Origin of the sequence: Bifidobacterium tibiigranuli, assembly GCF_022655035.1 — a bacterium.
GTDB classification, from domain to species: domain Bacteria; phylum Actinomycetota; class Actinomycetes; order Actinomycetales; family Bifidobacteriaceae; genus Bifidobacterium; species Bifidobacterium tibiigranuli_A.
Map to the genome: position 1 here is coordinate 96,855 of NZ_JALCUA010000002.1, position 26,844 is coordinate 123,698.

A 26,844-nucleotide genomic window follows, 5' to 3' on the forward strand; every position below is an offset into this window, starting at 1 on the left:
GTGAAGCGATTCTTTCGTATTTTTCGTCCAAAATTCATGCTGATGTCGGCGCAGTGCCGACATAAGGCATAGACTTGACGGTGTACGCCCAAGATGTACGCCCAATGAAGCGCGCATAGAAGGAGAAACCATGAAAGTAGACATCCTGACCCGGGAATACCCACCGCATATCTACGGAGGCGCGGGCGTTCACGTCGATGAGCTGGCAAAGGTGCTGGCGGAACGCATCGACGTGACCGTGCGGGCCTTTGACGGTCCGCGTCCCCCGGCAGACGTCCCGACGATACCCGGCCAGAATCCGAAAGGTTCGCTGAGCGTCTTCGGCTACGACACGCCGGCCGAGCTGGCGCAGGCCAACGCCGCGCTCAAAACCTTCGGCACCGACCTGCAGATCGCCAACGATGTCGACGCCGACCTGGTGCATGTGCATACGTGGTACGCCTGCCTCGCCGGGCGCCTGGCGCAGCAGCTGCACGAAGTGCCGATGGTGATTACCGCGCACAGCCTCGAACCCTTCCGCCCGTGGAAGAAGGAGCAGCTTGGCGGCGGCTACAACCTGAGCTCCTGGGCCGAACGCGACGCCTACGAGCACGCCGAGCGCATCATCGCCGTCTCCGCAGGCATGCGCAACGACATCCTGAGCGCCTACCCGAATGTGGACCCGGACAAGGTCGCCGTGGTTCACAACGGCATCACGCTCGCTGATTTCGCCACGCCCGCCGATGACGACGAAGGCTGGAAGGTCTTCGAGCGCTACCACATCGACCGCAGCAAGCCCACGCTGCTGTTCGTCGGCCGCATCACCCGCCAGAAGGGGCTGCCGTACCTGCTGCAGGCGCTGCACCTCATCAACAAGGATATTCAGGTCGTGCTGTGCGCCGGCGCCCCCGACACTCCGGAGATCGCCGCCGAGGTAAAGTCGGCCTTCGCCGAGCTCAACGACCAGCGCGGCAACATCATCTGGATCGAGGAGATGCTGCCCAAGCCCGAGCTCAACGCATTGGAGCATGGCAGCACGGCTTTCGTGTGCCCGAGCATCTACGAGCCGTTGGGCATCGTGAACCTTGAGGCGATGGCCTGCGATCTGCCGGTCGTCGCCAGCGCCACGGGCGGCATCCCCGAGGTGGTCGAGGATGGCGTGACTGGCCTGCTGGTGCCGCTTGAGCAGCTTCATGACGGCACGGGCACGCCGACCGACCCGGATACTTTCGTGCACGACATGGCGCACGCCATTGACGAGATCATGGCCGACCCTGAGCGGGCCAAGGCTATGGGTCGCGCCGGCTACGAGCGCGCGCGCGATAAGTTCAGCTGGGAGTCCATCGCCGAGCGCACGATCGACGTGTATCGCGACGCGCTTCGGTAGGGTTCGCTGGAAAGGCCGCATAGCGCGGCAGCTGCCATCACGGTATCGATAGGGTAGTGACGATATCGTAGAGACGCAGTAGACGTAATGGTGCGATGAGTCGTTGCTGGCTCATCGCACCTTTGCATGATGTGAACAATGCATACATGGTGTGAACAGTGCAAGATTCAGGAGGAGGCACGCATATGGGCGACGCGGTCGCATTGCAGCTCAAAGGTGTGGAGTTCCGGCGTCGGCGTCGCGTGATTCTCACCGATGTGAATCTGGAATTGAAGGCCGGGGAGAAATGGATTCTGTTCGGCCCCAACGGCATCGGCAAATCCAGCCTCGTGCAGATGATGAGCACGCGCGGCTTCCCCTCCGAAGGCACGGTCGACATCCTCGGCAATCGCCTGGGCAAGGTCGACGTGTTCTCCTATCGCCATCGCATTGGCCTGAGCTCGGCGGAGCTATCACGCGCCTTCCCGCCGGAGGAAGACCCGCTTGACGCCGTCGTGACCGCGCTGACCGCTACGACCGGACGATGGCGCGACAACTACTCGCCGGAGCAGTTTGCCCAGGCTCGTGCATTGATGCACCAGTTCGGCATCGCCTATCTCGAAGGCAAGCAGATGTTCAAGCTCTCCCAGGGCGAGCTGACGCGCGTGCTCATCTGCCGTGCGTTGATGGCCGATCCCGACCTGCTGATACTCGACGAGCCGACCACCGGGCTCGATCTGGGCGGCAGGGAGCTGGCGTTGCAGGCGCTCAGCCGTATTGGCGAGCAGGACAGCAATCGAACCGTGCTGCTGGTCACCCACCGGCTTGAGGAGATACCGCGCGGATTCGACCATGTGGCGATTATGGGCCGCCGCGCAGGCAACGAGAACGACGCTTATAAAGACAATGTCGCCGGCAACGACCCGCAGCCCGGCACGATTCTGTACACCGGAGACCTTGAGCACGGCTTCACTGCCGAGCGGCTCAGCGCCATCTTCGGGCTGCCGCTGAAAGTCACGCATGAGGACGGGCGTTGGAACGCCTATGCGCAAAGCGCGCAGGCACTTGGTCATGAGGCGATTGGCTCTGAAAAAACCGGCTCCGTAGTGACGGTTGATGCAGGGACGGGCGACACAGCAACCGACAGTAGCGAGGAACCCCATGCCTAAACGAGGAGCGCTGCAGGCCGGCGAAAAGGTCCAATTCACCGACCGCAAGAGCAAACGCATCACCGCGCAGCTCGTCGCAGGCGGCACGACGCAGACCGAGCACGGGCTGATTCTTCACGATGACGTTATCGGCGGTACGGAAGGCGTTATCGTCACGACCGTGCATGCCAAGCGACAGGCGGAGACGGAGATGGAAGCAGATTCCGGGCAAGCCGTGCAGACTGCACAGTCCTCGCAGTCCGTGCCATCCTCGCGCGACGCCGCCAAACCGTGGAAGGCCGCGCGCGCGATAGGCGGCTGGCAGTATGCGGTGATGCGGCCGCGGCTGGCCGACTACGTGCTGTCGATGCCGCGCGGCGCCCAGATCATGTATCCCAAGGACATCGCGCAGGTCATCCAGCTCGGCGACATCTGCAAGGGGCTCAACGTACTCGAATCCGGCGCGGGCTCGGGCGCGATGAGCCTGAATCTTCTTGACGCCGTGGGGGAGCAGGGGCGGCTGACGACCATCGAGATGCGCGGCGAATTCGCCAAGATAGCGCAGGCGAATGCCACGCTGTATTTCGGCGGGCGACCCGCTTGGTGGGATCTTAAGGTCGGCGACTTCGATTCGGTGGCAGCCGATCTGCCGGCGCATTCCTTCGACCGCATCGTGCTTGACATGCTCGACCCGTGGAATCGGCTTGAACAGGCCCATCGGATCATTGCGCCGGGTGGCGTGCTCGTGGCCTACATCACGACCACAACGCAGCTGAGCCGGCTTGCCGAGGCATTGCGCGAGGCCGGCGTATGGACCGAGCCGGAGATTCAGGAGACCTTGGAACGTGATTGGAAGGCGCAAGGCCTCGCCGTGCGCCCTGACCATCAGATGATCGGGCACACCGGATTCCTCGTGATCAGCCGCGCGATGGCCGAAGGCTTCGAGGCGCTGCGCAAACGCGATCGCGCCACGAAGGACACGCATACCGACATCGATGCGATGAGCGAGGAGGAGCGTGCCGCGCAGTTGGAGGATTTGGAGCTGCGTGACATCTCCGACCGCAAGCTGCGAAAAGTGCTGCGCGATTTGGATGCGCAGGTCGGCGCGCTGGAATCCTGATTCGGGCATAATCAATGGAGAATCACAAACAGGTCTATGCGCGCAGCGGCCGGACGCCGGTTGATGCCAATGGTGACAGGAGCGATGACATGGGAGTCAATCTGAAGAAACTCGCCAAGAAGGCTCGGCATTACGATCATGTGCTGCTGGTGATGCGCCATGCCAAGCCCGAGGCATCGAATGAGGGCGGCGACTATGCCCGTGAGCTGACGGACAAGGGACGCAAGCAGGCGAAGAAAATGGCTAAGGGCCTGAGCGACATGGATCTGGTGCCGGACAGTATCGCCTGCTCAAGCGCCACGCGCGCCGAGCAGACGCTCGATCGCATGCTCAAGATTTTCGGCGACAAACCCAAGGTGGACTATCGGCAAAGCCTGTACGATGGCGGGCTGCAGGGCATGTTCGACGAGCTTGCGCACGCCAAAGAGAAAACCCGCGTGCTCATGATTCTGGGCCATGAGCCCACGGTTTCGATGGCGAGCCAATGGCTGACGAGCGAGGATTCCGATTCCGACTCCCTCGATCTGCTCAATCTCGGACTGTCTCCTAGCGCAGTGGTCGTCTTCGGCGCAAACAAGCCCTTCAACGCATGGCAGACGCACGACGCCGAACTTCTCGCCGTACTCAACCCAAAGAACTTCGAATAATAGACTTCCCTCTGATTCTCCCTATGCTGCCCCTGCCACCTCTGTTATAAATCTGATTTATGGCGACACCTTATCGCTGTCTATGCCTCGAATGTCGCGATTGTTGATAGGCTAGGCCAGTTAATACTGTTGCATTGGAGGACGCATGCCTGCTCTTACTTCCGTCTCGGGATTCCCGCGCATCGGGGCGAATCGTGAACTGAAGAAAATCATCGAAGGCTACTGGAAGGGCGCGAATTCGCTTGACGACGTGCGCGCCACGGCCAAGGAGCTTCGCACCAAGCACTGGAAGCTTCAGGCCGAGGCGGGCATCGAGCTGATTCCCAGCAACGACTTCAGCTACTACGATCAGCTGCTCGACACGGCGATTCTGCTCAATGCGGTGCCGCAGCGCTACCAGCGCCTCGCCTTCGAGAACGCCGAGGACACGCTGTTCGCCATTGGCCGCGGATACCAGGGGGAGCGTGGGGACGTCACCGCGCTGCCGATGAAGAAGTGGTTCACCACGAACTACCACTACATCGTGCCGGAGATCGAGCCGTCGACCGATATCAAGCTCGTGGGCAGCAAGCCCTTCGAAGAGTTCGCTGAGGCGAAGGCGCTCGGCATCCTCACCAAGCCGGTGTTCATCGGGCCGTATACCTTCCTCAAGCTCGCCCGCAATCCGCAGGCCGAAGAGCTGAACTTCGACCGTGGCCTCATCAACGCGACCGCTGCGGCGTATGCCGAGATTCTCACCAAGTTCGCCGCGCTCGGTGCGCAATGGGTGCAGTTTGACGAGCCGTATCTGGTGCTGGACAAGGAGCCGGGCGACGTCGAGCTGTTCAAGGCGCTGTATGCGAAGATTCTGCCTGCGCGCGAGAGCAGCGATGGCGCGGTCAAGCTGCTGCTCAACACCTATTTCGGCCATATCGCTGATATCTACGAGACGGTGAACCTGTTCGGCTTCGATGGCGTCGGCCTCGATCTGATCGAAGGCAAGGACGAGAATCTTGCCGCGGTGGAGAAGTTCGGCGTCGCGCAGGATACGACGCTGTTCGCCGGCGTCATCAACGGCCGCAACATCTGGCGCAACGACTACGCGGTGTCGCTCGGCCTGATCGACGCGCTGAAGCAGAAGACGGACAAGGTCGCCGTGTCCACAGCCAGCTCGCTGCTGCATGTGCCGTTCAGCACGGCTGGCGAGAGCGGGCTGAGCGACGAGGTGCGCAAGCATTTCGCGTTCGCAGTCGAAAAGCTCGGCGAACTTGAAGATGTGGCCGAACTTGCGCAGTTCGATGACGATGCCAAGCGCTCCTCCCAGACCTTGCAGGGCAATCAGGCGCTTTTCGACGGCACGCGCGTGGCTGAGGATTCGGCTGTATCGCAGCGTCTCGCGGCGCTGAGCGATGCCGATTTCGTGCGTCAGCCGGCTCGTACCGAGCGCCAGCAACTGCAGCGCGAGGCGCTGAACCTGCCGTTGCTGCCCACGACCACGATCGGATCCTTCCCGCAGACCAAGGATGTGCGCGCCGAGCGTGCGAAGCTGCGCAAGGGCGAGATCGACCAGGCCTCGTATGACGAGTTCATTCGCGGCAAGATCGACGAGGTCATCGCCCATCAGGAGCAGATCGGCCTCGATGTGCTTGTGCACGGCGAATTCGAGCGCAACGACATGGTCGAGTACTTCGGCCAGAACCTCAACGGCTTCCTCTTTACCAAGAACGCCTGGGTGCAGTCCTACGGCACGCGCTGCGTCAAGCCTCCTATCGTGTGGGGCGACGTGTCGCGCGCCAACCCGATCACGGTCGAGTGGAGCGCCTACGCGCAGAGCCGCACGAAGCATTGGATGAAGGGCATGCTCACCGGTCCGGTGACGATTCTCAACTGGTCGTGGCCGCGCGAGGACGTGTCCCATGAGCTGCAGACCAAGCAGTTGGCCTTGGCTATCCGCGACGAAGTGCTGGACCTCGAAAAGGCCGGCATCCGCATCATCCAGATCGATGAGGCCGCGCTGCGCGAGAAGCTGCCGCTGCGCAAAAGCGATTGGCATGTCAAGTACCTGGACTGGGCGGTTCCCGCTTTCCGCCTCGTGCATTCGGCCGTGCAGCCGACCACGCAGATCCACACGCATATGTGCTATTCGGAGTTCAACGACATCATCCGCGACATCGATGCGATGGATGCCGACGTGATCTCCTTCGAGGCGTCACGTGGCGATCTCGTGGTGCTCGACGCGATTCACGACGCCAACTTCGAGACCGAAGCCGGCCCCGGCGTCTACGACATCCATTCGCCGCGCATCCCCGGCGAGCATGAGCTGGAAGAGCGCATCGACGCGATTCTTGAGAAGATCGACGCCGCCAAGGTGTGGATCAACCCCGACTGCGGCTTGAAGACGCGCGGCAATGCTGAAACCTGGCCGAGCCTGACCAATCTGGTCGAGGCGGCGAAGGCCGAGCGCGCGAGGCTGGCGCGCTGATGCACGCCCCCATGTTCTCGCTTGAGGTGTTTCCGCCTCGGCACAATGCGCCCGTTGGAGCGATCTACGATACGCTCGACGGGCTGCAGGGTGTCGACCCGGATTTCATCTCGGTGACCTACGGCCACGGCTCGCACAAGGACCACACGGCTACCGCCCGCATCGCCCGTACGATTCATCAGGAGTACCACATCCCCGTCGTGGCGCATCTGACGGCGCTGTATTCCGATGCCGCGATGATCGATAATGCGCTTGACATGTTCGAGCAGGCCGGTGTGAGTGCGGTGCTCGCCCTGCGCGGCGACTACATCGACGGCGAACAGCCTGTCGGTCAGTTCGAGCATGCGAGCGATTTGGTTGCCTACATCCGCGAGCACAAGCCCGATCTGACGGTGTTCGCAGCCTGCTACCCGGAAGGGCATATCCAGGCCGCCTCGCTTGACGAGGATATCGAGCATCTGAAGGTCAAGGTCGAGGCCGGTGCCACGCATCTCATCACGCAGCTGTTCTACGACAACGACGATTTCTACCGTTTCGTAGACAAGGCTCGTTCGGCGGGCATCGATGTGCCGATCGAGGCGGGCATCATGCCGATTGGCGGCCCCAAATCGGTGCGCTCGTCGGCTGCGCGGAACGGTTCGCGCGTTCCTGAGCGCGTCGAGACGATGCTGAACCGCTGGGGCGACGATGCTGCCACGCTGCGCGAGGCCGGCGTCAACTACGCTTCCGAGCAGATCACCGATCTGGTGGCGCACGGCGTCGACGGCATCCATCTGTACACGATGAACCACCCCGGGCGCACGCGAGCCATCTGGCGCAACATACAGCCGCTGTTCACCAAGGTTCCCTCGATTGCACCGGTTTCGTCGGTGTCGTCGGCGGCATAGCGGCATTCAGCGGGCGTCGCCGAATTCTGGCGCGACTCCTAATCCAGCCTTATGAAAATTGCCGAGCGGTCCCCGAATTGTCACGATTCGAGGGCCACTACGGAAAGCCTCCGAGCTACTGCGGTTCGGAGGCCTTCATTACTTTCATCAGCAATGGGGACGGATTAGCTGTGATGCTGCTTCACTATCGTGGGTGCTGTCTCTTGTATAGGTCGATTACTAAGACCAGCATTTGGACAGTGGCTGCGGCGATGATGATGAGACTATGGTCATAGATGCCGACCGCGACCATGACGGCCCATGACAATATCAGTATGAGGTATCTCATCTGAGGTGTCCCTCCCTTGATGATCAATAATCAATAGTTGGTAGTTGATAAGCTACTCGGCCAGAGCGCCATCGCCCTGCTGCTGGCGGCCCAGTTGACGCAGTCAATGGAGGTTGAGATCAGTGGGGATACAGGTATCTTCCCTGATCCATTTGCCTTGACAGGTCGCGAAGCTCTCCGGCCATCACGCGGTCCTCCTCGCTGCCCTGCTGAAGCTTGGCCGCCTTGCGGTCCAGATGGTGGCTTACTGCGGCAGAAGAGCCACCGATCAGTGCTAAGACCACCAGTCCGCCAACTACCCAGAACATAGCGGTCACCCCCGTCGGCCGGGGCCGAACCGCTGCCAGCATGCCGCCACTTCCCATGCGGGGGTGTTGGTGCTGGCGATATTGCGACACGAGTCGACGGAAGCCAGTGCCACGGCTTTATTCAGCTTTTTCATGGTCTTCTCGATTCGATTATCCTGCAGGCCATTCTGCAGAAGCGTTTCAGTTTTCTATTTCACGCGGGCATTAAGAGCTTCCATCCAGCACAAGCCAGATGATAGTTCTTGAACTCGTGATTATGACGTTATTAGAGATCAATGCGACTGGGCTAGCCTGTGCCGGTCCATGTCCGGCACAGGCTTATACGTGTGATGTGAAGAAACCCTTCTTCACATCGTATGAATTATTTCATTATCTACTCTTTAAGTAAGCGAATATGCCGGGCGTGGACCGGCACACCTTTGCTGGTGTCGGTGCAAAGACAATATCATTCCAGACAGGCATAGCGCGCGAAATTGTGCAGGTGCTAGCTCGTCCTATTCGAAAGAAAGTTTTTTTTGGGGGAGGAGGAAGGCCTTATGCGATATATCGTGGCGGCTGCCGAGCTGCAATGTAAGGGGAGATGCCACGTCATTCGGTGGCAGGAGGTTAATCAGTGACTTTCAATTCCAAGTTTTGGCGTGTGCTTCTAGGATTCGCCATCGGATATCTGGTCTTGTATCTGGCGGCTTTCATCTGGTTTCGCGTCGAAGTCGATGATTACAAGCGGGTTGAAGATCTTAGTGATAGCTCGATATTCCTGTTGGGAAGCACGGATACATATTTGAGGAGCCTGCCTGCCTCCCAGCTGGCGAAAGTCCATGACAGGCAGGATCCGCGTCAATATGCAAGGCACAAGCTGCCCTCCGGCAGAACTCCGTTCGTTTGGACGCTGATCTACGACAGTCTGGAAGTTCGTCATGACAGGATGGACTTGTACCAGACGATTGGGAACAACGTCATATATTCGCAGAACGTCCTGAACGACATCACTCCGTTAAATGCCAAGCTCCAGCCTTTGCAATAGCATAGTTTCAGAAAGGTGCCTATCGGAGGTGGTGGGCATGGCATGTCACTCTGATACCGCGTGCCGGACTTGCAGGATGGTTGTCGGTCGTACGATGCGATGAAGGGTCGTGAATGCATGGAGCATGAGACAGACTGCGTCCGGCTCGGCGTGCTGGACAACGATCCGTTCGCACTGGCCATGATTGCGGGGATGTTCAAGGGGCGAAGGGACGTCAAAATCATGTGGACGGCGCGAAACGCCGCTCCCGCTGTGCAGCTATGCATGAACCCTGCGACCCGTCCTGAGACGTTGCTGGTGGACATGGGACTCGAAGGTATGTCCGGTATCGATGTGTGCGTGCAGATACGCCGCTTTCTGCCCGACATCCGCTTTATCGGCATGACCGCCTACTCTCCGGATGTCTACGAGGCTGATGCAAGGGATGCCGGCATGGAATGTGTGCTCCCCAAGGAGGATTTCCCGGCCGTCATCGGTGCCGTGCGCGGGGACCTTCCCATACGCAAGATTCATGTCAATCACAATGAGGACAGAGGCATTGGACTGTCTCCGCGCGAGCTCGAGATTATGCGATGCTTCTCCGAAGGGGCAGCGGCCAAAGAGGTCATGGCGAAGCTGGGTATCTCCAAAGGCACGTTGGGATCATATGAGAGCCGGGCTGTGAAGAAGCTCGGCGCTCGCAATCGCACGGAGGCGGTGGCGCTATGTGTGAGAATGCACCTGTTCGGATGAGAATGCGATACCTCGCCCGCCGGCTCACATCTGTGGATGGGGTGCTATTCATCGCGGCGATTCTGCCTTCCATCATCGAGACAACAACCGCGGCTGCGAACGGTCGAGCTTCCGCGATAGCGGCCGGCGTGACTGCCAGTCTTTGCTTGGCTGCTGCGTGCGCGATAGCGAAAACGAATGCCGCATGGCTTTTCGTCCTTGTCTGGACCGTAGCCAACGTGCTGCCTGAGGAGGTCTCCGTTTCGGTGACGCTGCCGGTTCTTGTGGCAGTGGCACTGATCGCGAGGATGTCCCTTCTGCAGGGAGTCGTAGCTGCCGTTATATGCACTTTCGCAGAGAGCAATGTGTTCATCGAAAAAAGCTTGCACGGGCTTTCAATGGGGTCCCTGCTGGCGATTGGAAGCACGTTCCTGATCGCTGCGGTCGTCGGAGCGTTCTGGGGAGCCGCAAACAGGCATGCGGCCTACGAACAGAAGAAGATGGAAGCCGAATGGGAACGTGAACGTTCTGAGACCGCAGACCATCTACATAACTCGATCGTCAATGATTTGGTATACATCATCTTCCTCGAACAGCAGGCATCGAAAAAGATCGAGACCGAACCTGCGGCAGCCCCTGTATGCCATGACGAATTAGAGCAGATTAGCCGGGCCGCTACCGAAGCACTCACCGATGCCAGAACGATCATCTCCGCCATGCATACGACTCACTCCGACGTTAACAGTCATGCCACGCCGCCTGCGGGCAAAAGCATGGACATCAATTTCGGGGAACTGGGCAGAATCCATGACGAGCGGCTAGCGAAGACCGGAATCATCGGCACCACCATCATTGGTGCTGTGCTGCCGTGCCGTCTGCCCCGCGAAAGTGGGAGCGTTGTTCTGGCCGCTCTGGATGAGATATACAGCAATATCATGAAGCACGCCGACCATGAAAAAGGGTACTGCGTGACCATATCCAGCGCCAATATGCAATTGCACATCACCGTGGCCGACACACCAGCCGCTGAACATGCGGGCGCTCCGCTATCCGCAGGCAGCGGCATCGCCCAATGCGAACGCAGCGTGCGCGCAATAGGCGGGACAGTGGCGCTGCACGAAGGAACGCCGTGGACCATGGGAATCAGCATCCCTCTCACACGGCAGGGGCATGCCTAGCGCTCAGGGCAATCACCTGATTGGGCACCACGGCCACCACCACAGCGCGGCATGGCACGAACAAGACCGAATTGCGGCAGGTCGTTCCGCAATCTCGCGCATCCATGTAGATTAGGGGCTATGGATTCCATATCGCTTCTTCCATCCACCCGCGATCTCATCCGTGCAGGGCTGCAGGATCTCGACACGGCGACGACGCTGTTCGGCGGTCTTGCGGCTGACGGATGGGAACCTGCGCAGCTGCGGGTCGTGCTCGATGCGCTGGAACACGCCTGCGACCCTGATATCGCGTTGCGGCATTTGGCCGACATCGTCAGTACGCAGCATATTGGCGCATTGCGCGAGAACGGGCTGACGCGGTTGGTCAGGGTGCTGGGGGCCTGCGAGGCCATAGGAACTTTGATGCGCTCCCGGCCTGCGCTCGTGCAGGCTGCAGCTGTGGACTCCTGCGAAAGCCACCTGTTCAATCGTGCCCAGCGGCGGGCGCGCATCTTACGTGCAGTTGGCGTGGAATCGGGCGATTCGGGTACGGCTGCCGAGGCAGCACCAACCGCTGCCAAGCCGCTGGCCGAGGCCACCGAGGCCCTGCGGCTGTCCTATTTCGACCAGCTTGCGGCAATCATGGCGCAGGACCTGATTGCGGCCGATCCGCTGGAAATCCAGCCGCGCATCAGTCAGGAGCTCTCCGATTTGGCCGATGCGGCGCTCGAAGGCGCGCTAGCCATCGCCCGCCATGAAGTCGAGGGGAGCGAAAGCTGCCGGTTTGCAATCATCGGCATGGGCAAGCTCGGCGCGCGCGAGCTGAATTACGTTTCGGATGTGGACCTGATCTACGTCGTGGAACCGGCCGACGAGGACACCGATGCCAGCCAGCTGACCAGAATTGGCAGCAGAATCGCCACTACGCTGCAGCGCGTGTGCCAGTCGGTCGTCCCGGGCGTCGGTGTGCCCGCGCTCTGGCAGATTGACGGCGGGCTGCGACCCGAGGGCAAGGACGGCCCGCTGGTGCGCCGCCTCGCTTCGCATCGCGGCTACTACGAGCAGTGGGCGAGCAACTGGGAATTCCAGGCGCTGCTCAAGGCGCGGCCTGCGGCGGGGGATGAGCGGCTCGGGCGTGACTACATGGCTATGACACGACCCTTCGTCTGGTCGGCGTCGAAGCGCGACAACTTTGTGCACGACTGCCAGCAGATGCGCAAGCGGGTCGAAGACCTTATCCCCAGCGCCCTCAAGGAGCGCGAGATCAAGCTCGGGCGCGGCGGCCTGCGCGATGTGGAATTCACCGTCCAGATGCTCCAGCTCGTGCACGGCCGCTCGGACGAGTCCCTGCGCGTCACCGCCACGCTCGACGCTCTGCAGGCATTGTCCCAAGGAGGCTACGTATCGCGGCGGCAGGCTGCGAAGCTTTCGCAGGATTATCGCTTCGAGCGCGTTCTTGAGCATCGCCAGCAGATGTGGTCGCTCAAACGCACCCACCTGTTCCCAGATGTAGGCCCGTTGCTGGGCGATGCGACGCTCGGGCGCAGCGCCAGCATCGAAACCCTAGGACAGAACGTCGAGCTGCGCCGGCTTGCACGCGCGCTGCGCATGCTCCCCGAAGAGCTGGTCGAACGCTATGAGAGCACCCGCCAGGAGGTGCGGCGGATGCATATGGACATTTACTATCGCCCGATGCTGCCGGTCAACGCCCAGCTCGAAGACGATCAGATCGTGCTCAGCAGGCAGGCATCGCGCGACCGTTTCGCCTCCATCGGCTTCGGTGACGCCGATGCCGCGATTCGCCACGTCTCCGCGCTGACCGAAGGCATATCGCGCGCCGCCAAGATCAACCGCTTCATGCTGCCCGCCGTGCTGCAATGGCTGGGCGAAGGCCAGAACCCCGACATGGGACTGCTCAACTGGCGCCGGCTTGAGGAGAATTTCGGCACGGGCAGCCCCTACCTTGGTTTCCTGCGCGATTCGCCGATGGCCGCACGCCGCCTGTGCCATGTGCTCGCCAACTCGCGCTTCCTCGGCGATGCGCTCAACAAATCCGTGGAATCGGTCACATGGCTGGGCAATGACGATGCGCTGCGCGCACGCGACCGGGCGAGTCTGGACGTCCAATGCCATGCGGCTATGGAACGCTACGCGGATTCCACTGCGGATTTCGCACACTCGATGCGCGCCATGCACCGCCACGAAATCGAGCGCGTGGGGCTGTCCTGGATGGCCGGCGTCATGGATTCGGATGCCTGCCTGGCCGGCATGACCGATGTATATGACGCGATACTCGATGCCGCGCTGCAGTGGTCAATCCGCTCGCAATGCCGGGTGAAGCGGTACTGCGACCCTCCTGCGGCCTTAGCCGTCATCGGCATGGGGCGCTACGGCGGGCGCGAGATCAATTTCAGCTCCGACGCTGACGCGATTCTCATCTATCGCCCTTGTGATGGGTTTTCGGAGGAGGATGCCGGCATCTTCGCGCAGGCAGTCGTCGAAACGCTGCGCAACGTGGTGCTGGGCCCGGTGACGGTCGAGCCGAAAATCGATCTCGACCTCGATCTGCGCCCCGAAGGCAAGAACGGCCCGCTGGTGCGCTCCTACGCCTCCTGCGAGGAATACTATGCGCAGTGGGCCGCCACCTGGGAGCATCAGGCGCTTCTCAGGGCCCGGTATGCCGCAGGCGACCGGCAGCTTGCTGAGGATTTTCTGCACAACATCGCCGACCCGCTGCGCTATCCGAGCGGTCAGGTGTCCGATGCGGCCGTGGGTGAGATCAGGAAGCTCAAGGCCCGCATGGAAGCCGAGCGGCTGCCGCGCGGCGTGCCGAGGCACCGGCATCTGAAGCTCGGCAAGGGAGGGCTGTCCGACGTGGAATGGACCGTGCAGCTCATGCAGCTGCGCCACGCCGGGCAGCACGAAGGCCTGCGCGTGAACTCGACCCTGGCCGCCCTCGATGAGCTGGAACGCCTGGGCTACATCGAATCGAAGGATGCTCACGTGCTGTGCCGCGCCTGGTGCATGTGCACCGACGCCCGCAACGGCAACTACCTGTGGACCGGCCGCGCCTCACGCGCCGACATCCTGCCCGAGGACCTCGACTCCCTCGGCGCCATCGCGGTGTATCTGGGTTACGAATCGCACCACGGCCAGCACTTCGAAAACGACCTGCTGGGCACGCTGCGCCAGTGCCGCGAAGTCGTGGAGCGGCTGTTCTACGGGGAGGAGTGAGCGGGGTGGCGTGAGGGGGCGACCCTTATTCCGCCTAACCTCTTGCGCATACATGGGCAGGAGGCTACTGGCGGAAAAGGGCTGCTGATGCGCTGTCAGTGGCGTATCTCTGCCAGTTATCTGGGCTACCAACACGAATCGGCCGCTGACGTGCAGTCAACGGCCGATTCGTTCCAGTAACCGTATTCAGGGGCGTCGGCTCGCGTTATCCCAGTTCGATGGTGGCGTCGCATGCGTTGGCGACCTGGTCGGAGTGGGTGGCGATGATGACGACGCCGTGATCGGCCATGTCGCGCAGCGTGTCGATGACCATGTCGGCGTTGCCGGCGCGTTCGATGCCGACGCCCGCGCGTATGCCGCGTTCCTTGCTAATCCTCGCCCCTGATAGGGGAAGGCTGCTCAGAAGCCTATTGGTGTGGGCAGGTCAGCATAGTGGTCGGCCCGAACCTGATCTGCAAACGCCCCTGGTCTCCGTTCCAGCGGAGTGACCAGTCGCCCGCATTGATGGGATTGTATCCGTTTTCAGAATTATCGTTCGACCACCAGTACGACCACCACGAGGTACGAACTCGCTGCAGAACGATCGAGTCAGGGTCCGCAATGAATACATCCCCGGCCGTCCCGGACAGCATCGGCGCCGACGCTGCGACCACCCGGCACCCGCCCGTGCTTTCCGGCGGAAGTATGCGGTATCCGTAGTCCGCCGTCAGCCAGGTGAAGCCAAGCAGAGGAAACATGCAGATAAGCCCAGCGATAGTGGTGATAATCGCCGCCGGTCGTATTCTTCCGGCATCGGCAAGGCACAGCACGCCGGCGGCGAGCCAGCAGCCTAGACTTACGGCGAGCAGCGCGTACTCCCATAGGGAAGGAGGAACGATCGCGGTGCCAATCAGAAGAGGCGGAATGCTTCTCCATCCGATGCCATAGCCTATCATGGCTGCGGCAAGCAGCGCGGTGAGTCCTCCCCACCACAGCGCCTGATGCCAAAATCTGCTACGTGCGGTAAGCCTGTAACGAGCTTGACCAGATTTCGAGGAGCCTATCTGTATGTCCACTGCCTTCTACCTTCCGATATCCCACAGCCCATATCCTAGGCAGTGCTCATAACTAATAAGCAGTACCTCTTTCTCATACGTGGGTAGGAGACTAATGACGCAAAAGGGTACTAACACGCGGTCTGCGGCGTATTCCTGCCAGTAGCCGAGACCGACCCAACGCTCAAGTGAAAAAGAATCAACCTCAGCAGAATCAAGAACGCTGGCAAATGATGTTGGAAGATTGATTCAGGGCGGATTCGCCGGGCTGATGGTTCCCCAAAGCATCACGCTCATGATGGGCAACGTCACGCAGGAGCAGCGCGGCCGCGCCATGAGGCTGTGGGGAGCGGTGAGCGGGCTGGCCTCCATCGTGGGGCCGTTGATCGGCGGATTGCTCATACAAGCGGGCGGCTGGCATTGGGTGTTCACCATCAACATCCCCATCGCCATCCTAGTCGTCGTGCTTTCGGACATGTTCATCAGCGAGATTGACAAGCGGCATGCGATGCCCATAGATGTGGTGCCGCTGATTGCGGGCTTCGCGTTCGTGTCATTGGCGATGTTCGTTCTTTTGGATGCTCCCGGCCGGGGCGTTTCTGCTGTTACCCTCTCGGCGGCTATCGCCCTGTGCGCGCTCGCCGTTGTGTTCGCGCATGCACGCAGGCATCGCAGCGACAGCTGCACCATTCCCTTGTTCATCCGACGTGACCGGCAATTCATCGGTGCCTCGTTCTCTGGGTTCTTCGTGGGCTTGGTCGTGTTCGCCGTAACGTACATCGCATCCACCTACGCTCAGACCGGTCTGGGCATGAGCGCCGTTCAGTCAGGGCTGCTCCTTCTGCTGCCTTCTGCATTCTCGGTCGTGCTGTCCCCGCTGTCGGGCAGGCTCACGGACGAGGGAAGGGGACGCCAGGCAATAGGAATCGGATACGCGCTGACCATCTGCTCGCTGCTGCTCATGCTTGCGGCGACTAAGGCACCCGCATCGGCATGGTGTCTGATCGCGGGGCTAGGCGTATTCGGCATCGGCAACGGACTGCTCGTGTCGCCGCTGACTACGGTTGCTATGGAGTCGGTTCGAGATGCGAGCAAGGTCAGCAGCGCTTCCTCGCTGCTCAACCTGCTGCGGCAGGACGGCAGCGTCTTTTCGGGAGGGGCCCTTGGCCTCGTGGCGGGGATGGCGTCCGGTTCCTCGCCAGCGTCTCTCAACTCAGCGCTCCTGCTTGTCCCGCTTGCGGCGGCGGTGCTTGGCGTGCTGCTGTCCGCATGGAGGCACGCAGGCAGCAGCGTTCAGACGCTTGATGTGATATAAAGAGGCCCACCGCATTTCAGGACGCTAAACGTAGCCTTGGATGGGCGCTGATATATTGAGCATATCGGAATGACCGGATTGACGGCATGCCGCCAAAATTAGCAAAAACTCTCACAGTGGACTGATGAAGGTCATGTTTCGCGTACACAAGGGACTAATGGAACGAAAGTGACGCTGAGTTGCGGGGGTGCGGCGCTTTCGTTCCAGTGGCCGTGTTTGGGGGAGGGCCGGGGGCGGCTCGTAGGGAAAGCATGCAGTTTCGTGCCCAGCAACTGCATCTGTTGCGATTGTCAGACAGATTACTCAAGTGAATCGCCTAGCTAGGGTTATTTTCAGGGTTATAAATCGGTAGGCCGGATAGTTGCCGGAATGGCGTGAGTTCCCTGTTATCTCACGGTCTGCCTCCCCCCCCCCTATTAAAAGCTCGTTTTGCGTCACCTCTCCGGACGATGAAAAAAAGTTTACTCTCGAAAAAGAAGAAGGCGTCAGTTAACAGTTTGGTGGTAAAGGCGGCCGTCAGGGGCGTTTGCAGGCGTTCGCTGGCTGCTCACTGAGTTGGTTGCTGCTGGGTTATGGCTCGATACGCAGCTCGCCTTCGCAACGGCGCGACAGCGCAGGGTATGAGCAAGGACAGGAAGAGGGATATGCATAACCGTACGAAGCACCGCGGCCTGCGGCCATCGCCGGCAGCAAATCTGATTGAGGGCAGCGCAATAGAGGGCGGTAAGCGATGAGGAATCCAGCGCAAGAGGGACATCGTCGTTCCGCATTCGCAAAGTATGTGTTCGCCATGCTGGCCGCCATCGCGATGCTTGCCACCGGCGGCATCGTCGCCGCAGTGTCCGCGCCGAACGCGCATGCAGTGGTGGCTAATGGCGGCAACGGCAATTTGCGTACAGCCATCGATTGGTTCAGCTGGGACAATCTGTACAAGGCAAGCGATAACACAGCGGTTTCCTATAATGGGCCAGGGGTAAATTGGGTCAACAGCAAGCCAATACCTATATCTCCTTTGCCCGCGGGTGAGGAACTTTATGGCTGGAGCAAGGCCAGGCAGGTCGGTCCCGGTCAATATCTACGCATGAAATGTGACTATACGCCTTCTGCCCAAACCGATCCGATCAATGGTCAGGCTCGTAAGAGCAGCGCAGTATACCCATATGACCCTGGCCACTGGTCTGGCGATGCTCTTCCCCACCTGTACAATATCGACGGCGTTACCAGCAGGAAGATGATTGTTGGATTGGCGACGACGGCAGGTCCCACGAAGTTCGCGTTCACCTGCAATGCCTATGAAGTGCCTGCAGCCGATTCGACAGCCGAGACGAGCAAAGTGAATATCGCTGGTCTTGTGTTCGCCGATGCCGAGCAGAATAACTGGGCTAGCCAGACCCAGTATGAGTATATTGACGCCATTCCGCAGGGGGATTCGGCGGCCGATGCGAAGTGGCATTTGGTTGATACTGCTGCAAGTTGCACGCGGCCTTCTTCGCTTGCCATTTCTATCCCGAATACCACGAATGGCATCAGGATGCGTTCCTCTGACCAGCAATGTGCAGAAGCTGGTGGCTATGGGCCGGGGTCGGTTATGTTTATGCAGGGGGCGAATAGCGCTCAGGTGACACTGAGCTCGGCTGGATTCGGGCAGGGGGCGAATCTCACTGGGCAGACTGCCATAGCTCTTGGCGTTGTGCTGCCTGTCGATTATGGCGATGCCCCGCAGTCCTATGGCACGGCGGGCGCACTGCTGCAAAACGCTTGGAGCGGCGGCGAGCTGGGACGCGACATCGTGCAGAGCGCTGACCCCACCGTCAAAACCTCCGCCACTGATACCTCTTGCACAAACGGCGCGCCGTGCAGCAACAGCGAGGATGTCATTGGCAATTCCTCGTTTGTCCCTAATTTTACGTATCTGCAGTCATTGACCAGTCCGCGTCAGGTCTATAACCTGACACAGGCCAGAGCAGCAAAACCCGCGAAAGTGTCTACATACAAGCCTGTTGGCATTCTGGGTTCGTATGCTGATGCTGAGGACACGCAGCAATTCTCGGATGATGCGACAGGAGACGATACGGCAGGCGTCACCGACTTGTTAGGGCATGTGATCAATGATGAGGACGGTCTGAAGGCCTCGCATTGGGGACAGATTGCGCAAGGAAAGGAAACCTATACCGTCGATGTCAATTGTCAGGCATATAAGAACACTCATGTCGCGGCGTGGGTAGACTGGAACCTCAACGGGGTATTTGACCCGGGCGAGAAAAGCAGCACTGAGCCTCAATGCACGGGCAATTCAAGTACCGCGACGCAAAGCCTCTCGTGGGTCGTCCCGGATGCGGCTCTGCGGGCCGGAGCTCCGCCGCAGACCTTCATGCGCATTCGCGCGGCGAATCAAACAGACATCCCTGCCACAGGCGTGACCACGTCCGGCGAGGTCGAGGATTACATGGTTAAGCTGCCTCAGCTGACTCTGCAGAAGGCCTTCGGCGCCGGTGGAAGGTACAGCGCAAACGATCAGTTCAAGCTGTCGATTGCAGACAGCGAAGACGCCAGCGCAGCGGTTTTGGCAACGACTGCGGGCAGCGGCTCTGCCGTTACCAGCAGCCCGGCGACCGATACCGTGCTGCCTGGGCGTACGTATGTACTCACCGAAACAGGTGCCGGCACACCAGCCGCGAATCTCGCAAATTACGGGACGCCGACCTTGAGCTGCATGGTCGGCGCAAGCAGCATCACTGCAACCAAGAAATCTGACACTCAGTATCAGGTGACGATTCCCAACTCTCCTGACACGAGCAACCCTGCGACAATAGCCTGCACCTTCACAAATACGATAAAGCTCGTGAACGTCACGTGGTCGAAAACCGATGCAACCGGTGGCGCTTTGCTGAGCGGTTCTGAATGGAAGCTGAGCTGGTGGCGAACCGGAAGTCCGACTACCGGGGCACCCGACCAGACGTACGATGTCGTCGACTGCATAGGAAACGCTGCTACAGCGTGCTCAGGCAAGCTTGACCAAAATCAGGCGGCAGGCAAGTTCCAGGTGAACAATCTCCCTGTAGGGCAGTACAGACTGACGGAGACGAAAGCGCCCGACGGGTACGAATTGCTCACAGGGACATACAATCCTCTACAGAGCAACCCATACGACTTCGGTTCTATCGCCAATACCAGGAAGCCTGGCAGCGTGTCGTGGGAGAAGACCGATGAATCGAATCCGGCTCACGATCTTGCGGGTTCGGAGTGGAAGATTACAGGCCCGAGCCCCGCAACCACTGTGAAGCCTGTGGTTGATTGCGTCGGGGCCGATAAGCCCTCCGCTGCGGCCTGCGCTGTGGACACCGATCAGCGAGCCGGCCACTTCACGGTCGGGAGCCTTGCTTGGGGTGATTACACGCTCGTTGAGACCAAGGCTCCTGCGGGGTATGAGCTTCCCGACGCAAGCAAGCCTGAGAACCAGTACTCTTTCACGATCAGCGCAACCCATCTCACTGCGACGATCAATGACGGCAAGGCCATCACGAACAAGCAGCAGAAGCCTGTGACGCTGCCGCTGACCGGCGGCATGAGCACGGACTCGTTCATCTTCGGCGGGTCGGCGCTGGTCATCGTGTCGATCGGGGTCTGGCTGGCGCTCAGGCGCAGAAACCAGCTCAGGGCCTAGGACTCGTACGCACTCGGCATCGTCGTAATAAATCGCCCAACGCCGAATCCTGAACTCCTGATGCCCCGTATCAGTCAGCCTGCTGCCTATGAATGGGTATGACGGCGAAGAGTATCCAGCTGTCGTCGTCAAGCGCGGTGTTGAGGATGCCGCCGATGGCGGCCAGACGCTGGCGGTGGAACTGCAGGCCCATGCCGGATTCCTTCCACGGCGCTGCGGAAGGGTCAGCGCTCACGTCGTTGGTCTCTCTGATTTTCACCAGGGAATCGTCCAGCGTGATGAACACGTTGTAGGTGCCCTGGGCGGAGCAGTGCCGGGCGAGATTGGTGTATATCTCCTGCAGCAGGTCGAGGATGATGCTGCGCGTCTGCGCGTCGTCGAGCACGCAGCTTCCGCGCATGCTTGTGGTGCCGTTGATGCCCAGCCTCGATAGGTTCTTGCCCAATGCTTTGGTTTTCCTGGCTATTGCAGCGGACAGCTGAACTGCGGATGCCCGCTCTGTGGGTTTCCAAGCAGCGGACATATTCGCAGCGGCCCTGTACGCATCGAAGCTGCGCAACCTGGCGCAGCAGGCTTGGCTCCCCGATGGCGCGGCATCGTCAGCAGCCGGCGGGGAGTCCTTGTCGAGCAAGGCGATGATCTCATGGATGCCGTCGATCGTCGCGATGGCCTGCTGGTTGACGGCCTCCCAGATTTCGGTTTCCCGCCAATGGTTGTCGCGCGCCATCTCCGCCTCGCGCTGGGCCGTCAAAGCGATGAAGGAAAGGCCTCCGGTGGTGGCGTCATGGAGTGTCATGGCAAGGTGAGCGTCATGTTCAAGTGCGTGAAGCCTGGCCTCGGTAGCCTTGGTATGCGACTTGACGAGATTCCAGCGCAGGGTCTGGCCGATGAACAGGAACAGTACGGTGGACCCTATGAGCACATATGGTCTGCCGAACAGCCCATCGGAAACGGGGGCTACTTTCCAGGTGCTGACGAATCCGACGAGCAGCACGGAGCCATAGGCCAGCCAGCTAGGGCCGGCGAAGCCCAGATTCCAGATGGCGAGCCATAGGCCGCACAGCTGCGAAAGGCCCTCATGCGTGGGAAGCAGCTGATTGGCGATGAAAACGAGCACCACGAAAGTGCTTGCATCCCTCGGAAACACGACGATAAGAGCGATGCCAAGGAAATGCAGGATCGTGACAATGAGATGGGGCGTGTCGAGCGAAGGAATCGTCGCCAGCTCGATGATATTGGCGACGAATACGGCGGCGACCGAGGCGATCTGCCCCCAATGCGTCGACACCCAGCCGAATATGTCTGCACGGACGGATTTCATTTGCTCAAGTCGATTGCGGATGATCATCACCTCTGTCTATGGCGGCGGAATGTGTCGGGTTCCTGGTTGTTTGCTGGTTAACTAGTTAACTGTGAAATCGCGCTGCTCGTGAAATTGCACAGCTTGTGGGACTGCATCGCCTAGTTGCTCATAAGGAAGTGCTGCGCATCCATATGGCGACTGCCTGCGCGCGGTTTTTGGCACCCAGCTTGCGCAGTATGTGCTTGACATGGGTTTTCACCGTGGCCTCGGAGATGCACAGCGCATCCATGATCCGTTCCGTCGTCAGTCCGTCGGCGCACAGGGCGAGAATCGTCGCCTCGCGCTCGGTCAGATGGTAGGCGCTGTCGCCGTTCCATTCAAGCCGGCGATGGGCTGCGGTGGACGACTGAAAGATGACCGCAGGGTCGGGGGAGTACACCTTCCCGGACGCCACAGTATCGATGGCGAAGCATATGCGTTTGATGTTCGTTTTGGGGACGATGCCCTGCGCTCCGGCTTCAGCAAGCTGCGAAACATAATGCGAAAGCGCGTAGGAGGTGATGCCGAGGACGGCAGTATGCGATGTTTTCGTCATAATCGCCCGGCATACGGCTACGCCCGAGATGTCCTCCATGCTCAGATCGGTCAGCAGCACTTCTGGCTGGGTGGATTTGCTCAGGCAGCGTTTCACGGCATCCATGCCGGTCGTCGCGGTCCACAGGATATGCACTGCGGGGTGAAATACGGTGATGCCTTGCGACAGCGCCGCCAGCGACAAAGCATCGTTGTCGACAATCGCTATTGATATTGCCATGGGTCACCTTTCCTCATTGACAGGTTCTCGACTGCACGGTAATGGAAACTCTACAATCCAACGCCAAAAACATACTGACCGCCATCACCCTTTTGGATGATGGGTATTCGACTGCCTGAGCGCGGTATGGGATTCTTCAATTGTGCCTACAAAAACAAAAAAAATAGGCACTCAACTTCAATCAGTTGGAGTTGAATACATAACCCACGGAAACGAAAGGCAATGTCATGAACATCCAAATCCCAGCTCGCATGGTCGAAATCAAGTCCTATGAGACAGGCAGCGGCGTCAAGCTCTCCGCCGTGAGAGACCCCTGGTGCTGCTCGTCCATCATCTGCTGCATCTGAGGAGTCGGCTTCGGCTATCTCTCAATGCAACAGTCCTCAGTAACACGTGTATACACAACATGGGTGAGCAAGCTGCCCGGCATCGGTCGGGCAGCTTGCCCTCTTTCAAGGGAGCATCATGGACAAACTGGCACCGTGGTTCGAAGCATCGCGCAACGACCATATGATCGTTTTCCAGCATGGGCACCGTTTCGTGGTGTACCTGGGCAAGGAAGCGGCTGACACCATCGAGACCGTGCTCGATGTCATCCAGCAATCCGAAGGTTGCGAAGCGGCACTGGGCAATTTCTCCGAAGAATCCCGGCCGGTGGCCAAGGCAATCATGCACAAGCTGCGCAGCTATGGCATACTGCAGGATCTTTCGCAACGAGGCGCTGCATCTTGGGCGCTCGCAGCCAAGGAGATCGTGGGCGGAGAAATGTCATGCGAAGACATAGAAACGAAGGAAAATCAGGTGAAGCTTATTGTCATCAGCAATGGCACAGTGCCGGATGTGGCACGGCTGCTCGCACAAGAGAACGGATTGCGCAATACCCGATGGGTCGAAAACGTTGCAGAGGAGCAGATATTCGACATTTTGGACGGTGAAGACGAGGATGGCCTGATTGTGTACAGCCCGACTGCGCACAATGATCGCCTTGGTGCAGCCATCAATCGATGGGCGCTTTCGCGCGAGCGGGCATGGATGCAGATACTTCCCTATAACGGCGGGGAAGCCGTCATCGGGCCGCTGTTCATTCCGCGCCAGACCGCCTGCTACGAATGCTTCCGGCTGAGGAGAAGGGCCGCGTCGGCGCATGGCAAGGAGCAACGAGTCATGGACGATGGCGATGCGATTACCTTCGCCAACTCCGGTGCGAGCAGCTGGAACAGTCCTGCCGAGTCGGGCATCGTCTGGTCGATGTTCTTCCAGCTGCTGTCCATAGAGATGCTCGACCTGCATTCTCTCCCCATGACGCCGTTGCGAGGCCAGGCGCATACTGTCTGCTTCGACGAGTGCGGAGTCGCCGTGGAGCATCATCGCGTCTTCACCGTGCCGCGGTGTCCGGCATGCCGCAAGCCCAGCCTTCCGATGCCTCAGCCGTGGACTGCAAGCGACCCTTCGTTTGAGTCGGATGAGAAGCATTGAATGCGGAAGCATCGATTGAAGGCTAAGCATTGAACGCCAAGTATTGAACGGGAGGACATGATGAACATAGACGTAACGAAACCGTGGGTCGACAGAGCGAAAAGCGCCGTGTACCTCGAACAGTTCGCGTCGCCGTATCTGGGCGTTGCTCCGGCTGAGTTCGCTATCACGTATCAGCCGCAGGAGCTGCCCTCGACCTATGTCAGCATCGAATGCTGCAAGTCGGACGAGCTTATCGGGTACCCTGCCAACCCCTCGAACGGCGGGGGAGGGACGGACAAGCAGGCGTCGCGGTGGGCCGGCATCGCGGAGACAATCGAACGATATTCAGCCGTCTACATTCCCGAAGAGCGCATATCGTATGGTTCCGCAGGCACGCACGACCTCGTTCTTCCCGGGGATGGCACGCCGTTTTCCGCGGCGCAGTATCGTTCCGAAGGTTTTCCCTACGCGCCTTTCAGCGATGCGCAGGGCATACCGCTGATAGCCGCTTCGGATGTGCTTGCCGGCACCGAAGTCGCCGTGCCGGCGCAATGGGTCTTTCTGAATCCGAGATTTGCGGATACCGCCACTCAGGTGCCTAGGCAAGCGACGGAGCAGCCCCTCCGACAATCGCCTAAACAGATATGCTACGCCACCAGCAATGGGCTGGCCTGCGGACCTGACATGGAGGAATCGTTCCTGTCCGCGCTGCTTGAAGCGGCCGAGCGCGATGCCATCATGATCACATGGAATGCGCAGTGGAGCGCACCGCTTGTCGACTTGGAGTCAAGTCCGGAGACACGCGACTTCGTGCGGGACTACGCCTCGCGCACGAATCTCGAATTCGCGGCTCTCGATCTGACGCAGGTGAATGGAATCCCCGCGTGTCTGGGCGCTGTCACGTTCTATGACGGTCAGCGCCGGCGAGTGCTGGGCGTTGGCGGGAAAGCCTCATGGACACTAGGGAAAGCTGCGGTAGGCGCGTTGACTGAGGCGCTGCTCACGATGGGCTATTCGCGCAGCGTGTGCGAGAAGCGCGGCGTGATTCCCGATGACGCCGACTTTGCGACGACGGTGCTCGATCTTGAAGATCATGTGCGCTTATTCGCTTCCACGAAGCGCGTCAATGAGAGCCGCTGGCTGACGCAATCCGCCGAACGCACGGACATCGGCACCGCTCAGGCGGTTGCGGGAAGCACTCCCGGGCAGATTGCCATGCATGCGCTGGAAATCCTAGGGAGCAGCGGCATCCGCTGCGCAGGCGTCGACGTGACGGCTCCGGACATTGCTGAGACGCCGTTGCGAGTGGTGAAAGTCGTTTCCGACAAGCTCGTGCCCTTGAGCGTCGGTTGGAAGACCCGATACAACGGTTTCGACCGGCTGTTCTCGGTCCCCTCTCGGTTGCCGGGCTGCCGTGCCGTTGCGCGGGAAGCAGATCTGAACCCACTGCCGCATCCGTTCCCGTAAATCGGGGAGTGTGGCGAACGCGAAAGGCGTGGCGAACGCGGTGAGCGTGGCAGGTACGGCGGGCGCGGCGAGCGAATCGATGCCAGTAGACGAGACGACGTTGACAAGTAACAACAGCATTGACAGGTAAGGCGGCAGCATTATGGCAATCCCCAATATTGAATCAATTATCAGGGCGCATTCCGATTTTTCCATGGACGACCCGGCGGAGCAGTACATCGAGGCGACGAAAATGCATCGTCTCACCTTTGGCATCGACATGCCGGACACCCACAGTCTGCATGACAAGCCCGAGCTGATAAAAGCCACATGGAGAGCGACGAAGCAGACGGATGGGCGCGTGATAGCGCTTGACGATCCCGACGCGGGCGATGACTTGTCTCAGGCGCTCAAAAACCGGCGAACCGTTCAGCGTTTCCCGACGTTCAAGGCGCTTCGTGATGATGACATATCGCAGCTATGCTGGAGCGCGGACGGCGTGAGCGGAAGTCTGGTTGAAGAAAAGGGCCATTGGGGCAGGACCGCACCCAGCGGCGGCGCGCTGTACCCGCGAGACGTGTACCTTATCTTCCCGAAGGCCGATGCCGCGCACGCAGGCTCCTGGCATTACAACCCCTACGAGCAGCGGCTCGAACACGTTGATGACGCGACGCTTGATGAGGTATTCAGCGATTCATGGCAGCAACGCGCCGTGGCGAATGCCTCCGTGTGCTTCGTCGTCGCCGGAGTATTCTGGCGCAATCGCTTCAAATACAATCTGCGCGGGACGCGCTTTGCGCTGATCGAGTCCGGCATGGTGACGCAGAATCTCCTGCTTGCGGCGCAGCGCCAGCATTGGGCTTCCATGCCGTTTGGCGGCTACTACGATGACGAGCTCTGCCATGCCCTGCATCTCGATGGCCTGAACGAATCCCCGCTTTCGGTCGTGTTCATCGGCGCACGCGGGCAGTAGGCGGGCTAGGCAGATTCATGCCCCTTTCGTGACGCTAAGTCGAAGCAAGCGTCACAAAAGGGGCATTCTTCTGTGAGTAAATAACATTTTCGCGACGGCTGGCCGAGTCGGTGGGTACATTAGGTCGCAAAGGTGTCGGTGAAGCGCGTATTTAGTGTGCATTGTGTACACTATTATCAGTTGTGCTATTGTTTACCATATGAACACTATGACTTCTCAAATCACCACGCGCGAGCTTCGCAGCCACCTTTCCGATGTGCTTGGACGTGCGATGTACGGCGGCGAGCGCATCGGCATCACGCGCAATGGCAAGCTCGCCGCCGTGGTCATCAGCGTTGAGGATCTCAACGAGTTGGAGGGGTTTGAGATGGCTCAGGATGTCGCGGAGTACCGCGACGCCAAGGCTGCGGACGATGGCGTTCGGGTCAGCCTAGATGAGCTTCGGGCCAGCTTGGCTCGTTGAGCTG

Annotated in this window: 20 protein-coding genes; 16 read left to right on the forward strand and 4 right to left on the reverse strand. The window is 59.9% G+C overall.

Annotated elements, in window-relative coordinates; all coding sequences use genetic code 11:
• The first annotated feature begins 130 nt into the window (after positions 1–130).
• The 6 genes from glgA to metF all read left to right on the forward strand — a co-directional run bounded on the left by glgA (position 131) and on the right by metF (position 7,608).
• Positions 131–1,366: a glycogen synthase gene (gene glgA / locus LKK40_RS03030; RefSeq protein ID WP_304309105.1), complete on the forward strand. Its 1,236-nt coding sequence runs from the start codon at positions 131–133 to the stop codon at positions 1,364–1,366.
• Between the two features lie 185 nt (positions 1,367–1,551).
• Positions 1,552–2,514 (forward strand): ABC transporter ATP-binding protein, encoded by a 963-nt coding sequence (locus LKK40_RS03035; RefSeq protein WP_304309107.1) that lies wholly within the window; start codon positions 1,552–1,554, stop codon positions 2,512–2,514.
• Complete coding sequence (locus LKK40_RS03040; protein ID WP_434735003.1) at positions 2,462–3,613, forward strand: tRNA (adenine-N1)-methyltransferase; 1,152 nt, start codon at positions 2,462–2,464, stop codon at positions 3,611–3,613. Before LKK40_RS03035 ends, LKK40_RS03040 begins: the two co-directional genes overlap by 53 nt.
• Positions 3,614–3,702: 89 nt before the next feature.
• Entirely contained in the window at positions 3,703–4,260 is a 558-nt protein-coding gene (locus LKK40_RS03045) for a SixA phosphatase family protein (protein ID WP_152580002.1), read from the forward strand.
• A gap of 145 nt (positions 4,261–4,405) precedes the next feature.
• Positions 4,406–6,721 carry a 5-methyltetrahydropteroyltriglutamate--homocysteine S-methyltransferase gene (gene metE / locus LKK40_RS03050; RefSeq protein ID WP_304309112.1) on the forward strand — a complete coding sequence of 772 codons (2,316 nt, stop codon included), beginning with the start codon at positions 4,406–4,408 and terminating at the stop codon, positions 6,719–6,721.
• Positions 6,721–7,608 (forward strand): methylenetetrahydrofolate reductase [NAD(P)H], encoded by an 888-nt coding sequence (gene metF / locus LKK40_RS03055; protein ID WP_304309114.1) that lies wholly within the window; start codon positions 6,721–6,723, stop codon positions 7,606–7,608. The genes metE and metF overlap by 1 nt, the downstream gene beginning before the upstream one ends.
• 447 nt (positions 7,609–8,055) lie before the next feature.
• On the opposite strand, the gene LKK40_RS03060 is transcribed toward metF, so the two are convergent.
• The gene (locus LKK40_RS03060) at positions 8,056–8,244 is read right to left on the reverse strand and encodes a hypothetical protein (RefSeq protein ID WP_304309116.1); all 189 of its coding nucleotides are present in this window, start codon (positions 8,242–8,244) and stop codon (positions 8,056–8,058) included.
• Positions 8,245–8,857: 613 nt separating this feature from the next.
• Here LKK40_RS03060 and LKK40_RS03065 point away from each other — a divergent pair.
• From LKK40_RS03065 to LKK40_RS03080, 4 genes are all read left to right on the forward strand, one after another.
• Positions 8,858–9,268 (forward strand): hypothetical protein, encoded by a 411-nt coding sequence (locus LKK40_RS03065; RefSeq protein ID WP_304309118.1) that lies wholly within the window; start codon positions 8,858–8,860, stop codon positions 9,266–9,268.
• Positions 9,269–9,385: 117 nt separating this feature from the next.
• On the forward strand, positions 9,386–10,000 hold the full coding sequence (locus tag LKK40_RS03070) for a response regulator transcription factor (RefSeq protein ID WP_304309119.1): 615 nt from the start codon (positions 9,386–9,388) through the stop codon (positions 9,998–10,000).
• Positions 10,001–10,245: 245 nt separating this feature from the next.
• A complete protein-coding gene (locus LKK40_RS03075) occupies positions 10,246–11,157 on the forward strand; it encodes a sensor histidine kinase (RefSeq protein WP_304309121.1) in 912 nt (303 codons plus the stop codon).
• Between the two features lie 120 nt (positions 11,158–11,277).
• The gene (locus tag LKK40_RS03080) at positions 11,278–14,370 is read left to right on the forward strand and encodes a bifunctional [glutamine synthetase] adenylyltransferase/[glutamine synthetase]-adenylyl-L-tyrosine phosphorylase (RefSeq protein WP_304309123.1); all 3,093 of its coding nucleotides are present in this window, start codon (positions 11,278–11,280) and stop codon (positions 14,368–14,370) included.
• Between the two features lie 407 nt (positions 14,371–14,777).
• Here LKK40_RS03080 and LKK40_RS03085 read toward each other — a convergent pair whose 3' ends face one another.
• Positions 14,778–15,425, reverse strand: coding sequence for a hypothetical protein (locus LKK40_RS03085; protein ID WP_304309125.1), 648 nt, complete (start codon positions 15,423–15,425; stop codon positions 14,778–14,780).
• Positions 15,426–15,648: 223 nt separating this feature from the next.
• Here LKK40_RS03085 and LKK40_RS03090 point away from each other — a divergent pair, with 223 nt between their 5' ends.
• Positions 15,649–16,719 carry an MFS transporter gene (locus LKK40_RS03090; protein WP_304309127.1) on the forward strand — a complete coding sequence of 357 codons (1,071 nt, stop codon included), beginning with the start codon at positions 15,649–15,651 and terminating at the stop codon, positions 16,717–16,719.
• A 730-nt stretch (positions 16,720–17,449) separates the two neighbouring features.
• Positions 17,450–20,383 carry a CshA/CshB family fibrillar adhesin-related protein gene (locus tag LKK40_RS03095; protein WP_304309129.1) on the forward strand — a complete coding sequence of 978 codons (2,934 nt, stop codon included), beginning with the start codon at positions 17,450–17,452 and terminating at the stop codon, positions 20,381–20,383.
• A 70-nt stretch (positions 20,384–20,453) separates the two neighbouring features.
• On the opposite strand, the gene LKK40_RS03100 is transcribed toward LKK40_RS03095, so the two are convergent.
• Positions 20,454–21,704, reverse strand: coding sequence for a hypothetical protein (locus tag LKK40_RS03100; RefSeq protein WP_304309131.1), 1,251 nt, complete (start codon positions 21,702–21,704; stop codon positions 20,454–20,456).
• A gap of 148 nt (positions 21,705–21,852) precedes the next feature.
• On the reverse strand, positions 21,853–22,500 hold the full coding sequence (locus tag LKK40_RS03105; RefSeq protein WP_304309132.1) for a response regulator transcription factor: 648 nt from the start codon (positions 22,498–22,500) through the stop codon (positions 21,853–21,855).
• Between the two features lie 465 nt (positions 22,501–22,965).
• Between LKK40_RS03105 and LKK40_RS03110 the strand changes: the two genes are divergently transcribed.
• The 4 genes from LKK40_RS03110 (at position 22,966) to LKK40_RS03125 (ending at position 26,840) form a co-directional block, all read left to right on the forward strand.
• Positions 22,966–23,976, forward strand: coding sequence for a TOMM precursor leader peptide-binding protein (locus LKK40_RS03110; RefSeq protein WP_304309134.1), 1,011 nt, complete (start codon positions 22,966–22,968; stop codon positions 23,974–23,976).
• A 57-nt stretch (positions 23,977–24,033) separates the two neighbouring features.
• The gene (locus LKK40_RS03115; protein WP_304309136.1) at positions 24,034–25,425 is read left to right on the forward strand and encodes a YcaO-like family protein; all 1,392 of its coding nucleotides are present in this window, start codon (positions 24,034–24,036) and stop codon (positions 25,423–25,425) included.
• A gap of 142 nt (positions 25,426–25,567) precedes the next feature.
• Positions 25,568–26,377, forward strand: coding sequence for a SagB/ThcOx family dehydrogenase (locus tag LKK40_RS03120; protein WP_304309138.1), 810 nt, complete (start codon positions 25,568–25,570; stop codon positions 26,375–26,377).
• Between the two features lie 208 nt (positions 26,378–26,585).
• Entirely contained in the window at positions 26,586–26,840 is a 255-nt protein-coding gene (locus LKK40_RS03125; protein ID WP_304309140.1) for a type II toxin-antitoxin system Phd/YefM family antitoxin, read from the forward strand.
• The last annotated feature ends 4 nt before the right edge of the window (positions 26,841–26,844 follow it).

What these genes read in the sequence shown, in the direction of transcription:
- LKK40_RS03115 (WP_304309136.1), top strand. Translation starts at nt 24,034, where the DNA reads ATGATGAACATAGACGTAACGAAACCGTGGGTCGACAGAGCGAAAAGC.
- LKK40_RS03100 (WP_304309131.1), bottom strand. Translation starts at nt 21,704, where the DNA reads ATGAAATCCGTCCGTGCAGACATATTCGGCTGGGTGTCGACGCATTGG.
- LKK40_RS03120 (WP_304309138.1), top strand. Translation starts at nt 25,568, where the DNA reads ATGGCAATCCCCAATATTGAATCAATTATCAGGGCGCATTCCGATTTT.
- metE (WP_304309112.1), top strand. Translation starts at nt 4,406, where the DNA reads ATGCCTGCTCTTACTTCCGTCTCGGGATTCCCGCGCATCGGGGCGAAT.
- glgA (WP_304309105.1), top strand. Translation starts at nt 131, where the DNA reads ATGAAAGTAGACATCCTGACCCGGGAATACCCACCGCATATCTACGGA.
- LKK40_RS03060 (WP_304309116.1), bottom strand. Translation starts at nt 8,244, where the DNA reads ATGTTCTGGGTAGTTGGCGGACTGGTGGTCTTAGCACTGATCGGTGGC.
- LKK40_RS03080 (WP_304309123.1), top strand. Translation starts at nt 11,278, where the DNA reads ATGGATTCCATATCGCTTCTTCCATCCACCCGCGATCTCATCCGTGCA.
- LKK40_RS03035 (WP_304309107.1), top strand. Translation starts at nt 1,552, where the DNA reads ATGGGCGACGCGGTCGCATTGCAGCTCAAAGGTGTGGAGTTCCGGCGT.
- LKK40_RS03125 (WP_304309140.1), top strand. Translation starts at nt 26,586, where the DNA reads ATGACTTCTCAAATCACCACGCGCGAGCTTCGCAGCCACCTTTCCGAT.
- LKK40_RS03110 (WP_304309134.1), top strand. Translation starts at nt 22,966, where the DNA reads ATGGACAAACTGGCACCGTGGTTCGAAGCATCGCGCAACGACCATATG.
- LKK40_RS03040 (WP_434735003.1), top strand. Translation starts at nt 2,462, where the DNA reads ATGCAGGGACGGGCGACACAGCAACCGACAGTAGCGAGGAACCCCATG.
- LKK40_RS03045 (WP_152580002.1), top strand. Translation starts at nt 3,703, where the DNA reads ATGGGAGTCAATCTGAAGAAACTCGCCAAGAAGGCTCGGCATTACGAT.
- metF (WP_304309114.1), top strand. Translation starts at nt 6,721, where the DNA reads ATGCACGCCCCCATGTTCTCGCTTGAGGTGTTTCCGCCTCGGCACAAT.
- LKK40_RS03105 (WP_304309132.1), bottom strand. Translation starts at nt 22,500, where the DNA reads ATGGCAATATCAATAGCGATTGTCGACAACGATGCTTTGTCGCTGGCG.
- LKK40_RS03095 (WP_304309129.1), top strand. Translation starts at nt 17,450, where the DNA reads ATGAGGAATCCAGCGCAAGAGGGACATCGTCGTTCCGCATTCGCAAAG.
- LKK40_RS03070 (WP_304309119.1), top strand. Translation starts at nt 9,386, where the DNA reads ATGGAGCATGAGACAGACTGCGTCCGGCTCGGCGTGCTGGACAACGAT.